The sequence below is a fragment of the Rhizobium sullae genome (assembly GCF_025200715.1).
In the GTDB taxonomy this organism is placed as follows: domain Bacteria; phylum Pseudomonadota; class Alphaproteobacteria; order Rhizobiales; family Rhizobiaceae; genus Rhizobium; species Rhizobium sullae.
The window spans coordinates 43,452-57,560 of record NZ_CP104145.1 but is presented as its reverse complement, the minus strand read 5'-3'; the positions used below and the strand labels follow the sequence as shown (position 1 = coordinate 57,560).

General features: G+C 58.6%; 12 protein-coding genes. 6 read left to right on the top strand and 6 right to left on the bottom strand.

All coding sequences use genetic code 11. The features are described from left to right. Positions 1-8: 8 nt before the first annotated feature. Positions 9-1,460 (bottom strand): NAD-dependent succinate-semialdehyde dehydrogenase, encoded by a 1,452-nt coding sequence (locus N2599_RS34310; protein ID WP_027513113.1) that lies wholly within the window; start codon positions 1,458-1,460, stop codon positions 9-11. 73 nt (positions 1,461-1,533) lie between these two features. Between N2599_RS34310 and N2599_RS34305 the strand changes: the two genes are divergently transcribed. From N2599_RS34305 to N2599_RS34280, 6 genes are all read left to right on the top strand, one after another. Then, on the top strand, positions 1,534-2,364 hold the full coding sequence (locus tag N2599_RS34305; RefSeq protein ID WP_084606674.1) for an IclR family transcriptional regulator: 831 nt from the start codon (positions 1,534-1,536) through the stop codon (positions 2,362-2,364). A 590-nt stretch (positions 2,365-2,954) separates the two neighbouring features. Continuing rightward, entirely contained in the window at positions 2,955-4,235 is a 1,281-nt protein-coding gene (locus N2599_RS34300) for an ABC transporter substrate-binding protein (RefSeq protein WP_027513111.1), read from the top strand. A 139-nt stretch (positions 4,236-4,374) separates the two neighbouring features. Beyond that, positions 4,375-5,271 carry a branched-chain amino acid ABC transporter permease gene (locus N2599_RS34295; protein WP_027513110.1) on the top strand — a complete coding sequence of 299 codons (897 nt, stop codon included), beginning with the start codon at positions 4,375-4,377 and terminating at the stop codon, positions 5,269-5,271. Beyond that, positions 5,268-6,227 (top strand): branched-chain amino acid ABC transporter permease, encoded by a 960-nt coding sequence (locus N2599_RS34290; RefSeq protein WP_027513109.1) that lies wholly within the window; start codon positions 5,268-5,270, stop codon positions 6,225-6,227. Before N2599_RS34295 ends, N2599_RS34290 begins: the two co-directional genes overlap by 4 nt. Next, on the top strand, positions 6,224-7,000 hold the full coding sequence (locus tag N2599_RS34285; RefSeq protein ID WP_027513108.1) for an ABC transporter ATP-binding protein: 777 nt from the start codon (positions 6,224-6,226) through the stop codon (positions 6,998-7,000). The genes N2599_RS34290 and N2599_RS34285 overlap by 4 nt, the downstream gene beginning before the upstream one ends. Continuing rightward, positions 6,993-7,637 carry an ATP-binding cassette domain-containing protein gene (locus N2599_RS34280; protein ID WP_027513107.1) on the top strand — a complete coding sequence of 215 codons (645 nt, stop codon included), beginning with the start codon at positions 6,993-6,995 and terminating at the stop codon, positions 7,635-7,637. The genes N2599_RS34285 and N2599_RS34280 overlap by 8 nt, the downstream gene beginning before the upstream one ends. 512 nt (positions 7,638-8,149) lie before the next feature. On the opposite strand, the gene N2599_RS34275 is transcribed toward N2599_RS34280, so the two are convergent. The 5 genes from N2599_RS34275 to N2599_RS34255 form a co-directional block, all read right to left on the bottom strand. Beyond that, the gene (locus N2599_RS34275; RefSeq protein WP_051336808.1) at positions 8,150-8,773 is read right to left on the bottom strand and encodes a hypothetical protein; all 624 of its coding nucleotides are present in this window, start codon (positions 8,771-8,773) and stop codon (positions 8,150-8,152) included. A 594-nt stretch (positions 8,774-9,367) separates the two neighbouring features. Beyond that, positions 9,368-10,564 (bottom strand): IS256 family transposase, encoded by a 1,197-nt coding sequence (locus tag N2599_RS34270; protein ID WP_027513106.1) that lies wholly within the window; start codon positions 10,562-10,564, stop codon positions 9,368-9,370. 272 nt (positions 10,565-10,836) lie between these two features. After that, positions 10,837-11,451 carry an adenylate kinase gene (locus N2599_RS34265; protein ID WP_027513105.1) on the bottom strand — a complete coding sequence of 205 codons (615 nt, stop codon included), beginning with the start codon at positions 11,449-11,451 and terminating at the stop codon, positions 10,837-10,839. Positions 11,452-11,552: 101 nt separating this feature from the next. Continuing rightward, positions 11,553-13,517 (bottom strand): acetate--CoA ligase, encoded by a 1,965-nt coding sequence (gene acs, locus N2599_RS34260; RefSeq protein WP_027513104.1) that lies wholly within the window; start codon positions 13,515-13,517, stop codon positions 11,553-11,555. A 101-nt stretch (positions 13,518-13,618) separates the two neighbouring features. After that, positions 13,619-14,044, bottom strand: a complete 426-nt coding sequence (locus N2599_RS34255) for a hypothetical protein (protein WP_027513103.1) — start codon at positions 14,042-14,044, stop codon at positions 13,619-13,621. Positions 14,045-14,109: the final 65 nt, after the last annotated feature.

Below are 14,109 nucleotides of genomic sequence, written 5' to 3'. Positions count from 1 at the left end.
TCAGCCGCTTAAGCGATGGCCGAGCACAGATATTTGATTTCCAGATAGTCATCGATTCCGTAGCGGGAGCCTTCTCGTCCGAGGCCGGACTGCTTGACGCCGCCAAATGGCGCTGCCTCGTTCGAGATCTGACCGGTGTTGTGACCCACCATGCCGTATTCCAGCGCTTCGGCCACTCGCCATGTTCGGCGGATGTTTTCAGTATAGAAATAGGCAGCCAATCCGAATTCCGTATCGTTGGCCATAGCGACCGCCTCTTCCTCTGTCTCAAAGCGGAAGAGAGGCGCGAGTGGCCCGAAGGTTTCCTCGCGGGCGATCTTCATCGCCTGTGTCGCTCCTGTCAGGACAGTCGGTTCGAAGAATGTCCCGCCGAGGCTGTGTCGCTTGCCACCTACGACCACTTTCGCGCCCTTCCCGATCGCATCGCTAATATGGTCCTCGATCTTGGCGATGGCCTCAGCATCAATCAGCGGTCCAATTGTTACATCCACCAGCGTGCCTTCACCGACTTTCAGTGCAGAAACCTTCGCTGCAAGCTTTTCAGCGAAGACATCGTAAACACCCGACTGCACGTAGATACGGTTTGTGCAGACACAGGTCTGACCAGCATTACGGTATTTCGAAGCGACAGCACCGTCGACGGCGGCATCGAGGTCGGCGTCGTCGAAAACGATGAAGGGTGCGTTGCCGCCGAGCTCCATGGACAGTTTCTTTATCGTCGGCGCAGACTGCGCCATGAGAATTCGCCCCACCTCGGTCGATCCGGTGAAAGACAGCTTTTTGACTATGTCGTTTTCCGTCAGCACCTTGCCGATCTCGCGTGATTTTCCTGTCACAATCTGGAAAACGCCGGCGGGAATACCCGCCTGTTCGGCTAGTACGCCGAGAGCCAGCGCCGTGAGGGGTGTCTGCTCAGCCGGCTTAACCACCATGGTGCAACCGGCAGCCAGCGCAGGCGCCGCCTTGCGTGTGATCATTGCTGCCGGGAAGTTCCACGGCGTGATTGCTGCGCAGACACCGATCGGCTGCTTGAAAACCAGGATGCGCTTGTCGGCGGTTGGTGCGGGTATGATGTCCCCATAGACCCTCTTTGCCTCCTCGGCAAACCATTCGATAAAGGAGGCGGCGTAAAGTATTTCCCCCTTGGCTTCGGACAAGGGTTTGCCCTGTTCAGCCGTTATCAGCGCGGCCAGATCGTCCGCGTTTTCTATTATCAGATAGAACCAGCGGAGCAGGACGGCAGCTCTTTCCTTCGCTGCAAGCGCACTCCACGTACGGAACGCCATTTCGGCCGCTACGACCGCCTGCTCAACATCTGCCGCGTCCAGTGAAGGAACGGTGCCGACAATCTCCCCCGTTGCGGGGTTCTTTACGGTGATATTGGTCTGAGAGCCGGCAACCCACTTGCCATTTATTAGGCATCGATCACGCAGGAATTCCGTTTTTTTTAGATTGACCATGACCTCGTCCGAGCATAGAGTTCAATTTGATGAACCATTATCGTTATATTGAACTAGCCTGATAGGAGGTACCGTGTCAAGTACAAGACGCGCCGCAGTGGAAGACACTGCGATCGGCAAATCGGTCGATTCTGTTCCGGCGCTCAGGCGCGCGGTTTCGATCCTCGATCTTGTCACCAAATCTGGCGACGCAATGTCGGCCGCCGACATCACACGGGCGATGTCGTTGCCGAAGAGTACGGCGCACGGGCTACTTGGCGTCATGGTAGAGCTTGGCTTGCTCGTTCGCAAACAGGACGGCACTTACCGCCTCGGCCCCCATCCTATGCGCTGGGCGCACGGCTTTTTGTCCGAGATGGACATCGTCTCGATTTTCCGAAATTATTTCGCTTCCGATACCACACTGTCTCCCTACACGGTCACATTGACAACTCTTGACCGTGACGAGGTCGTCTATATTGATTGCCGAAATTCCGACCAGCCCCTGGGGCATACTTTCCGGATTGGAATGCGTCTCCCTGCCACCTTTACTGCGACCGGCAAAATGCTGCTTTCCGAAATGCCGGAAGATAAACTCGAGGCGCTGTTCAGCGCAAAGTTTCCTCCGCCCATCACCTCCAGAAGCGTCAAAAATCTTGCCTTGCTAAGGCAGGAGCTGGCTGACATCCGTACGCGCGGTTTTTCGATCGATAACGGTCAGGTTCGCGAAGGGATGATTTGCATCGGCAGCGCTGTGCGAGATCATACGAGATGCGCGGTTGCCGGCATTGCCATCAGCCTTCTGGAAAGCGAAACAACTCCGGCGCTTATCGAGTTGCTCGGAGAGACGATGTGCAGATCAGCCGCCACTCTTTCTGAACAATTGGGACATAACAGCTCATCACGCTTCCGTGACGAAGGATAGCGTAGCATTTGGAAAGCGCGGAAATTCATTCCAACCAAGGAGGCCGACTGGGTTGGGCTCCGTGTGAGCAGTAGCGCGTCTGTTCTTTTGACTGCAAAGCGATCCGTCACAGCCTCGAACTGAATGGCCGCAAAAATCGTGCAGCTGGGCTCACCGTCAACTCGATGCAGTATGACATGTGAACTATCGACTGTGGTCGATGTCGCGCTTTCCCTCTCCAGGCGAGAATAGCTGCATAAGCAGGCTAACGAAAGTCTTCTCCACGTCGACTTGTTGATGAAAGCTTTGCCAGAACCGAGCTCTTGGGGAATTCACGAGAAGCCGTCCTCATATTCAGTGATTCTTCGTGCGCCTTACGGTTCTTTTTCCCTTTCGGAACAGTTTGCGCCGCGGCTTGTACTCGCTTGTTGGCTGGACAGTTGTTCCACCATCTTGACCCTGGTTGCAATTTTTACTATACACAGTATTGAACTAAGTTCAATATACCGAACTATGTTGCGCCACCGCAGCGTGAGAGGACGCTTCGGCCTACACCGCAAGGGCATGTGTCTTTGCATCAGATCCGGCAATTGCCGTAGAGGAGGAAATCTATGAAAAAGTCGCGGTCTCTGACCATTGCAGCGATCTTTCTGTCCGCCACCGCCCCCGCTGGCCTTTTGGCTCAGGAGTCAAAGCCCTTCACGATTGGTGTCGTGACGTTCCTGTCCGGCGCACCGGCAGGTCCCTTCGGCATACCCGCAAAGATTGCCGCCGAAGTCTTCGCCGAGCAGGTCAATGCCGGTGGCAAGCTCCCGGCGCCGTATGACAAGGTCGGCTTCGGCGGCCGTCCGATCGAACTCGTCGTCATCGACGAGGCCGGTGGCACCACCAAGCAGGTTTCCGAACTACGCAACCTAGTCGAACAGCAGGGCGTAGACATGATCGTAGGCTACACGTCCTCGGGCGATTGTCTTGCGGTCGCGCCTGTTGCCGAAGAACTGAAGACCATGACACTTCTCTTCGATTGCGGCACGCCGCGCATCTTCGAGGAAGCTGACTACGAATATGTATTCCGCCCCGTTGCAACCGCGACGATGGACAACGCCGGTGCCGCACTCTACGTCAACGAGACAGTCAAGAAATTCAACACCTACGCCGGCATCAACCAGAACTACGCCTGGGGTCGGGACGCCTGGAACGACTTCGAGGGCACACTGAAGAGCCTTCGCCCCGAAGTGACGCTGACGACCTCGCAGATGCCGAAGCTCGGTGCCGGTCAGTACAATACCGAAATTTCCGCAATTCTCGGCAGCAAACCCGATATCATTCATTCGAGCTTCTGGGGTGGCGACCTTGAGGGTCTCGTGCTTCAGGGAGCGCCGCGCGACCTATTCAAAAACGCCACTGTCGTTCTGACGGCAGGCGAAACGGCGATCCATCGCCAGGCCAAACAAATCCCAGATGGCACCATCATCGGCGCCCGCGGTCCAAACGGTATCTTTGCACCGGAGAACGCTTATAACGACTGGTTCAAGGCCGCTTACAACGCCAAGTCCGCCACGCCCCCCAGCTATCCGTCCTACCACATGGTGCAGACGCTTTTTGCGGCGAAGTTCGCTTATGAGAAGGCACAGGGGGGCGACACCGCGAAGACGCCGACTACCGAGGAGATCGCCGCTGCTCTCAAGGGCGCCACCTTCCAGGGTCCCTCGGGCGAAGTGAAGATGTCGTTGGGCAAGGGCAACCAGGCTGTGCAGGAAATGGTCTATGGCCGCACCAAAACCGTCGATGGCAAGCTGACCTTCGTCGATGTGATCCGTTACGCCCCAGAAAGGGTGAACCCACCGGAAGGCATGACCAGCCATGAGTGGATCAAGAATAAGCTCAAGTGATCTATTCACCGCGGCATCGCACGCGGGGGTTTCCCGGCGCGTTTGGCGTCGCAATCCCTTTTAAGCGGTTTTCACCCGTCGCCCGCCACGCTGGCACCGAAAGATGAATCCCGCCCCTTGTTTCGAAATGGTGTGTGACATGAACGCGTTTGTAGGCGCTATTATTGACGGCATTCTGTATTCCGCATGGCTCTTCATCATCGCAGTCGGCCTGACGCTGATCTACGGCGTGATGAAGATCCTAAACATGGCCCATGGCACGTTCTATGCCATCGGCGCCTACATGTCGGTGACTTTGCTGGGTTGGTGGTTCGCCCAGGGCCTGCCGCCCGCTGGAAGCATTCCGGTCATGATTGTCGCGGCGCTGATCGCCGGTACGATTGTCGGCCTCGTCATCGAACGGGGCGTCCTGCGCTTCTTCACGGGGCGCGATCCCATCGTGCTGCTGCTGGTAACCTACGCGCTCTTCCTCATTCTGGAAGACGTGGTGAAGCTCATCTGGGGTGTCGATCCATGGATAGCCTCCGACCCGGTGTGGGCTTTCGGCAACGTCTATCTCGGCCCCCTTGTGTATCCGACCTACAACCTCATTATCGTCGTCGTGGCGATCGTCAGTGGTGGTTTCCTCACGTGGTTTCTGCAATTCACTGCCAAGGGGAAGATGCTGCGCGCCGTCATTCATGATCCGGAAGTATCGCAGGCGATGGGCATCAATGTCAGCCGTTGGAAAGTGTCGGCCTTTGTGGCCGGCTCGATCCTCGCCGCACTCGGCGGCGCCTTCACAGCGCCGACCATCTCCGTGGCGCCGGGCCTGGGCGTCGAAGTGGTCGTCATGATGTTCGCAGCGGTGGTGATCGGGGGGCTTGGATCGATTCCTGGCACCATTGTCGGTGCCCTGATCGTCGGCTTCGTCCGCTCACTTGCGGTCCACTACTGGCCCGAAGTCGAAGTGTTCAGCATCTATGCAGTGATGGCTATCGTTCTCGCCATGCGTCCGCAGGGGCTGTTTTCCGGTGTGGAGTTGCGCAAGATATGATGAACAAAGCCCAAACCTTTGTGCCGGTCGCCGTCGGCGCGGCACTTATCCTTATCGTCGCAGCCTGGGCGCTACCCACCTGGAACTTCGTCATCTCGATCGGCCTTGCCAAGGGGCTCGCGGTACTCGGCCTTGTGCTGATGATGCGCGCCGGGCTGGTCTCGTTCGGCCAAGGACTTTACTACGCGATCGGCGGCTATTGCGTCGGCCTGATGGTCAATCTCTGGAAAATCAACGAAGCGGTTCTCTTGCTCATCGCCCCGGTCGTCATCGCCGCGGCGACTGCTGCAGTCGCCGGTCTCCTTCTGTCGCGTTACCGCGACATCTTCTTCGCGATGCTGACGCTCGCCCTGTCGATGCTTCTCTACGGTCTTCTGGTGAAGTCGGTGGAACTTGGCGGCACGGACGGCTTCAACATCCGAGGCGTGACCTTGTTCGGCCTGCCGCTGAGCGGTACTGCGCGTTTCAACGGCCTGGTTATCCTCGTCCTGATCTGTTTCACAGCGGTGATAACCGTCTGGTACTTCGGCAAGACGGCGCTCGGTCGCCTGCTGCCTGGCATCAAGGATAACGAGATTCGCGTCGAGTATCTCGGCGCGTCTGCAAGCAAGACGATCTATCTCTCCTACATCCTTGCGGCAATTCTAGCCGCCGTAGGTGGCTCCATGAGCGGCATTCTCGTCGCGCATGTGGATCCGGAAATGGCGTTCTGGGCAACCTCGGGCGAATTCGTGGTGATCGCGGTCCTTGCCGGTACCGGGAACATCTTCACGCCCTTCATCGCCGCGCTCGCACTCGAATTTGTCAGGACGTTCGCCTACCAGCATGCGCCCAACACTTGGCAACTGGTACTTGGAGTCATAATCCTCTCGATGATCCTGTTTCTGCCGACAGGACTTGGCGGCGTCCGTTTTGGTAAGCGAAAGGCAACCGTCGAGGCAGGAGAAAAAGCATGAAACTGATTATTGAAGCAAAGAGCCTCGTCAAGCGGTTCGGCGCGGTAACTGCCGCAAACGACGTGAATGTCGACATCATGTCTGGAACGATTTCGGGGCTAATCGGCACAAACGGCGCCGGCAAGACGACGTTTATCAATATGATTACGGGCTATCTGGGCCCGGACTCCGGTTCGATCCTGCTCGAGGGACAGGAAATCGTCGGGCTTTCACCTCGTCAGATCACTCGGCGCGGCGTTGCCCGGTCCTTTCAGATTCCGCAATTGTTCAACTCGCTGACAGCGATTGAGAACCTGATGTTTGCTTACAGCGCAACGGGTAGCGTTGGCGCCAAGGGCTTTTCGATTCTTTCCGACGATGAGCTCGCGATCCATGCTGACGAGACGCTCGAGGTGTTCGGACTTGGAGCGTTCCGCAACTCGATTGCCGGCACGATGCCCGAAGGCATCCGCAAGCTTCTCGACATTGCAATTGCCATGGTTGGCAAGCCGAAGGTTCTTTTCCTGGACGAGCCGACGAGCGGCGTCGCCAGCGAAGAAAAGTTCTCGGTCATGGACCGCATTATTGACGCGACCCGTGTCGCAGGCGTCAGCGTGCTCTTCGTCGAGCACGACATGGAGATCGTTCGCCGCTACTCCGACCGCGTGCTCGCTTTCTTCGAAGGCCGGGTACTGATTGATGGACCTCCGGAAACGGTCCTCAGCGACCGACAAGTGCGTGAACTCATCATTGGTGAAGAACATCGCGTTCCCAAGGAGGACAACCATGCTTGAGGTGAAGTCAATCAACGTCTCCATCGGCGGGGTTCCTATTCTGCGTGACGTTTCCATGAAGGTCGAAGCCCACTCGATGGTCGGAATCGTCGGCCGCAATGGTGCCGGTAAGACCACGCTGATGCGTGCGATAATGGGGCTCTTGCCACTCCGGGCAGGTTCGATCCATTATGAGAAGAAGGACATTTCTCGTGAGGCGCCGCATCTGCGCGTGCGCCACCAGATGGGCTTCGCGCCGGAAGACCGGCGCCTTATTCCCGAACTGACTGTTGAGGAAAACCTGCTTATTCCGGCATGGGCAGCTGGCGTCACAGATGCGCAGAAGCGGCTCGACGATGTCTATGCGCTCATTCCGGAGGCAGCAGACTTCCGCCATCGCCGTGCCCTCCAGCTTTCAGGCGGCCAGCAGAAACTCGTGGCCATCGGTCGCGCACGCATGACTGGCACCCAGCTGTTAATGCTAGACGAGCCATTCGAAGGCGTCGCCCCCGCGCTTTCCAAGCGCATTTCCGAGGTCGTCGCATCCCTGCGGCCGCTTGGTCTTTCCATCCTTCTTTCTGGCGCCGATCTTCGGCACGCCGGTAAGGGCCTCGATATGGTTTATCGCATGGATCGTGGCCAGATCACTTCTATTTGACCGTCATTGGCAGCGCCTGTGCATCTCTGCTGCGCATGCGCCGCCGACACCATCGTCGCCCGGCCGGCGCTCGATCCGTTGCAGGTCGCGCGCGCTCATCGCTATCAGTCCCATCCGCAATCTCCCACGTCATCAAAACCCGGGGAGAGTGACATTCCAACTTTGCAGAAACAGGACACTTCAACTTTGCGGCTACAACACTTAGGTACTTATGGAACACCTGAACGGTTTTGGTCCTGTCGATTAATGCTCCCAACCGCCGCATACGAAATTGTGAACCACTTCGGTAAGCCGCGGTTTCGACGGCTGCTCTATCAAGGCTGCGTTGAGACATTCGCGCGGGCTTGGGAGCACGGGTCTAAATACTGGTCATTCTTTGTTCTTCATCATTGCCGCCTGAAGCTGATCATATCAACGAGGTCATTGCCCTGGCCCCGACTACGCTGGAATGGGACCAGCGATTTCCTTTCCGTAGTTAGTTCCTGCTATGGAGCGGCGACCTTTGCTGTAGTTTACATCACACTATAGCCGCCTTGCTCAAGTGTCGCGTCGTACGCGACGGCATATTTCGCGATCTTACCCGCATGATCCGTTCCATTGATAACATGGCGAGCGCCGATGAAGTTGGTTGTGCCAAGGTTAATGTAATCAGAGAGTTTCTTGCCGGTAAACCAGCCTTCCTTCAAGCCCATGACAAGCACCTTCGCCGCAATTTCTGGTATCAGTGCTTTTGCTGGAAAGGACACGAGATCGATGCCGAGCTTGATGCTGACCGTGCGGTAGTTGTTCTCGTGCGTGAGTTGGGAGTATCCTCTTCCAAACCAGCCTTGACGCCAATATGGGGAGGTGACCCAAGGCAGTTTGCCCTTTGCCCATGCACTGTCAAGACAGGCAATCGCCTGATCGTCAGATGTCGCGAAAGTCTCTCGCACCGGCATCATAAGGCCTCCAGTCTCATGAAATGCTGTAGCCAACACGTAGGCGCATTGGGTGCGCAGTAATGCATGCAACTTGCATTCCGAAATTAGAAGTCTGGTGTCCCCGCGATCGAGGTTGCCGACGCCGCTTTTGGCGGCAAACGCCACGGCGACGCAAAGAGAAACAATCCGGCATGCTGCAACGAGTCTTCTGAGCATCGGCTCCGCTTCCCGTTCAGGTGTCGCATGAGTGCGCCCACCGATGCAGTCGGAGGCGTCTTGTCCGTGTTCTACGTCTGATGAGAGGCGGTACTCGCCATGGTAGTTAGACTATCTGCATCGCTTACTCCCGACATTGCTAAGGATGAAATCGAAAGACGCCCGCATAGGTGCACACCTCGAATTTAACCTCCTAAACAGCGGGTTAGCTATTCATTGCGGACTGAGGAAAGCGGGCGGCTTGGCGGGTGCCGCTCTGTCAATCTTACTACTGAGGCGTTGTGGCCACAGGGAAAGAGAAACCAATTCGACACTCCCCATGGAGAAAGAGAACGTTGGGAGCTATGAGCGCGCAGATCAACTCCCTGCCGGATCGCCTCATCCTGGGCCATCCAAGCAACTTCCTGCTGGCTCGGCGTGCGGTTAGATGGCGCCGCGGGCGCGACAACGCCTCTCATGCCGTCGGCCGGGCATCCCGGGTGGGCCAGAGCCCTGGCCCGGCGCCACGCTGTCCGTCGTGCCGCCCCGGTGCATTTCAGTTTCCGGGTGGTTGTGTGCGTCAAGTTCTGCAAAATTGGGCGGTCATGAGACTGGTCATGCGGCTTGACGGAGTGCGAGTTTCTTGTGCTCGCGCAGGTCGTCCATATTGATGTAGCGGTTGGCCTCCATCCAGTTTTCGTGGGTTTCGACGGCGAGCGCTCGCACGAGGCGTAGACAGCTCTCGGTATTGGGAAAGATGCGCACGACGTAGGTTCTGCGCCGGATTTCTTCATTGAGGCGTTCCAGCATATTGGTCGATTTCAAGTGCTTGTGATGCTGGCGCGGCAGTCGAAAGAAGGTCAGCGTCTGCTCGATGGTTTCCTCAACCCAGGTGGTCAGCCGCGGGTAGCGGACCGACCATTTGGCGAGCCAGGCGGCGAGATCGGCTTTCGCCTCATCGAGATCGCGCCGATCGTAGAGCCATCGAAGCTCCTGTAGGCAGTCGTCGCCATGTTTGCGCGGCAGGTGATCGAGGGCGTTTCTGAGGAAATGCACGTAGCAGCGCTGCCAGGCAGCCTCCGGGATCACCTCGCCGATCGCTGCGACGAGACCGGCATGATCGTCGGAGACCACCAGTTCGACGCCCTTCAAGCCGCGTCCTTTCAGCCTGACGAGGAAGTCCTTCCAGGCCGAGCGGCTCTCGCGGCCGGCCATCTCGACGGACAGAATCTGCCGCCGTCCGTCCCAGTCGATGCCAACGGCGATCAGCACCGCCTGGCTCATCACGACACCGGCCTCGCGCACCTTCTCGTAACGGGCATCGAGGATCAGGTAGGGAAAGGGCTCTTGCAGCGGGCGTTCGGCAAAGGCCTTCAGGCTCTCGTCCAGCCGCTTGTTGATCGCCGAGATCGATGATGCCGAGAAGGCGTGGCCGCAGAGCTCCTCGGTAATCGCCTTGACCTTCCTGGTTGACACCCCCTGCACATACATCTCCGCCAAGGTCGCCACCAGCGCCCGCTCGGAGCGCTGATAGCGCTCGAACAGTTCGGTGGAGAAGTGCCCAGAGCGATCCTGCGGCACCCGCAGTTCAAGCTTGCCCACCCGCGTGATCAGCGTGCGGCCATAGTGGCCCGAGCGGTAGCCTAGCCGGTCCGGTGTGCGCTCGCCTTTTGCAGCCCCCAGTGTCTCGTCCATCTCCGCTTCCAGTACCTCCTGCATCACTGTGCGGATCACCTCGCGCAGCCCGTCGGGGTTCGAAAGCAAAATGTCTTTGACGGCGGCGCTGGCTGTCTTACCTTCACTCTTGGTCATGGTGGCGTTCCTTCCAGGGAATCAGGTGACGTTGAACATCACCAGACTGCCATGACCGCCTCCTTCAGAGAATTTGCAGAACCTTCCGCACACTACCTTCCGGGTATCGGACAGATAACCCAGTTACCAGTTCAATGTCGCCTGCTGGGTTTCCTGGTGGGTGTTATTAATGACAGACAACTTTACTTGGCTCGGGCTTCTGACAAGAAATGCAGGGAGGCTAAAACGCCAGCCGTAGGTTTTTAAAGACGATTTGCGTCGCTCATCGAAAGTCACCCAAGAGAGCCCGGGTCGGCCGTTCTCGGTTGGAGCCGCAATTCCGCAAAAAGGCTGGACGTAACCTCATCGACGGGCCTCAGCCCATTAACGGTGCGTAGGAGCCCGGCGGGGCGGTAGTGATCCGCGAGCGGCTGCGTCTGCGTCCGGTAGGACTCGAGCCTGACTTTCAGCGCTTCCGGATTGTCGTCGGCGCGCACCGGCAGGCCTGCGGCCTTGGCCTCGCGCGCCCGATAGATAATGCGGTCTAGCAGCACGGATTCGTCGACCTTCAGTTCGAGCACCGCATCCAGACCGAGGTGTGCCTTTTCGAGCGCTTCGTCGAGGGCCCGCGCCTGTCCCAGCGTGCGGGGAAAGCCGTCGAGGATGAAGCCGGACGCAGCGCCCGGCTCGGCGATGCGTTCCAGGACGCAATTGACGACGATGTCGTCGCCAACCAATTCGCCCCGCGCTATGAGGTCGCGCGCAGCAAGGCCAACCGGCGAGCCCTTGGTGACCGCGGCGCGCAGCATATCTCCCGTCGACAGTTGTGGCACGCCCAGCCGCTCGGCGAGGCGCGCTGCCTGTGTTCCCTTGCCCGCCCCCGGCGGTCCAAGGATGATCAATCTCATCGTTCCCTCCCTCGTACGTCTGGCCACAAATTGTCCTTCCCTTGATCGTCCCGTCGGCTCCGGTGCGGTAACGCGCCGGAACCCACGTCTTCATGGTGTCGTCAGGCAGCCTTCCGGTTCAGCCGGTTGTCTATCAGGTGATCGACCACGGCGGGGTTAGAGAGCGTCGAGGTGTCACCGAACTCGGTGCATTTGTCCTCAGCGATCTTGCGCAGGATGCGGCGAATGATTTTCCCCGAGGTTGTTTTCGGCAGGCCCTGCGCGAACTGGACCTTGTCGATCGTGAAGATCGGGCCTATCTCCTTGCGCACCCAGGAAACGAGTTCCTTGCGCAGCTCGTCAGAGGCAGCCTCGCCGTCGATAAGGGTTACGTAAGCGTAGATGCCCTGCCCCTTGATCTCGTGCGGATAGCCGACCACCGCGGCTTCCGAAACGCTAGCGTGGGCGACCAGGGCGGATTCGACTTCCGCCGTGCCGATGCGGTGGCCGGAGACGTTGATGACGTCGTCGATGCGGCCCGTGATCGAGTAATGGCCGCCTGCATCGCGCCGGGCGCCGTCGCCGGTAAAATATTTGTCTGGATAGATGGAGAAATATTCCTGCTCGAAGCGCTCGTGGTCGCGGTAAAGCGTGCGCATCTGGCCCGGCCAGCTGTCAGCGATAACCAGGTTTCCGTTTGCAACGCCATCGAGCACGTTGCCCGCCGCATCGACCAGCTCAGGCCTGACGCCGAAGAAGGGGGTGCCGACGGAGCCTGGCTTCAGCTCGGTGGCGCCGGGAAGCGGCGTCATCAGGATGCCGCCGGTCTCGGTCTGAAACCAGGTGTCGACGATCGGGCAGCGCCCGCCGCCGACGACGCGGTGATACCATTCCCAGGTTTTCGGGTCGATCGGCTCGCCGACTGAACCGAGGAGGCGGAGCGAGGCGAGCGAATTCGATTTCACCGCATCCTCGCCCGATCCCATCAAGGAGCGGATCGCCGCGGGGGCGGTGTAGAACAGGCTGACCTTGTGCTTGTCGATGATGTCCCAGTATCGCGACATGCTCGGGTAGGTTGGGGTGCCCTCGAAGATGAGGGTCGTCGCACCGTTGGCGAGCGGCCCGTAGACAGTGTAGCTGTGGCCGGTGATCCAGCTGATTTCGGCAGTGCACCAGTGGATGTCGCCGTCGCGGTAGTCGAAGACATATTGGTGCGTCATGGCGGTATAGACGAGATAGCCGCCTGTGGTATGCACCACGCCCTTCGGTTTGCCGGTGGAACCTGACGTATAGAGGACGAACAGCGGGTCTTCCGCCTTCATCTCCTCTGGCGGGCATTGATCGGGGACGGTCTCGGCGAGTTCGTCATAATAGTGGTCGCGACCTTTCAGCATGCTGACCGGCGCGCCGGTGTGCTTGACCACGATGACGCTTGTCACCACCTCGGGAAGCTTGTCCAGCGCAGCGTCCAATTTGACCTTCAGCTCCAACTTGCGCCCACCGCGCGTGCCCGAGTCGGCGGTGACCACGACGGTGCTCGCCGCATCGGCGATGCAGCTTGCCAGGACTTTGGGCGGGCAATTGGTGGAGAGCGTCGAATGGATCGCGCCGATGCGCGTGCAGGCGAGCATCGCATAGGTGAGCTCGGGGATCATCGGCAGGTATACGGTGACCTTGTCGCCCTTCCCGATGCCCTGCGACCGCAAAACATTCGCCCATTTCATGACATGGGCGTACAGTTCGCGATAGGTAATGCGGGCGTCATCCTTCGGGTCGTCCCCCACCGAGATGATGGCGAACTTGTCGCCCCGCTCGGTCAGATGCCGGTCGATGCAATTATAGGAGACGTTGGTGGTGCCGTCCTCGAACCACCTGATCGAGACCTTGCCCGATTCAAACGAAGTGTTCTTGACGGTACTGTAAGGCTTGATCCAGTGGATGCGCTTGCCGTGTTCGCCCCAGAACTCTTCCGGGTTGGCGATCGAGGCCGCGTACATCGCCTCGTAGCGCTGCGCATCGATGAACGCGCGCTCGGCCCATTGCTTCGGAACTGAATAGACGCCCGCCGCCTGCTTGTTTCCGTTCATTGTCGTTGTCCCTCCTAGGACGTTATTCGCAGCTCCCCATCACCTCGACGGGTGGAAGATTGTCACGCACGAATTATGCTTTCCGTTCGGCAGGTCCGGCCTCACGTATCCTTTCCGATTGTCGCGGCCTTGCGGAACTGCTCGAAAATCTCGGTCATCCGCTTGCGGGTGATGGCGAAAGCGTTCTCGCTGGCCTTGACCGCCATGCTGGTGATCTCGCGCGAGCCGATCAGCGCCACCTCGTAAGCCTGTTTCGCCAGTTCGCCGCGCTCCTTGGGGGCAAGGGCCGCATCCTCAAACATCATCAGGAGCTGTGAGGAAGCCGCGCGGAACAATTCCAGCTGCTTTTCGACGACGCCGTAGGCGCCCTTGTTGGCAACCTGCGTGGCCTGCGCGAAGGCCTCGATATTCCTGGCCTGCTCCCTAACAAGTGCTGCCGGATCGACGCCCGGCATGTTGAACTTGGCGAGCATCTCGTTGATCTGGTTGGTCAACGTTTGGATATCCGGGGTCTGCGATGTAGGCATGGTGGGCTTCTCCTCAAACGATGGGGTTACAAGGTTGCGGGCGTCTAGCCCATAGCTGGCGGCCT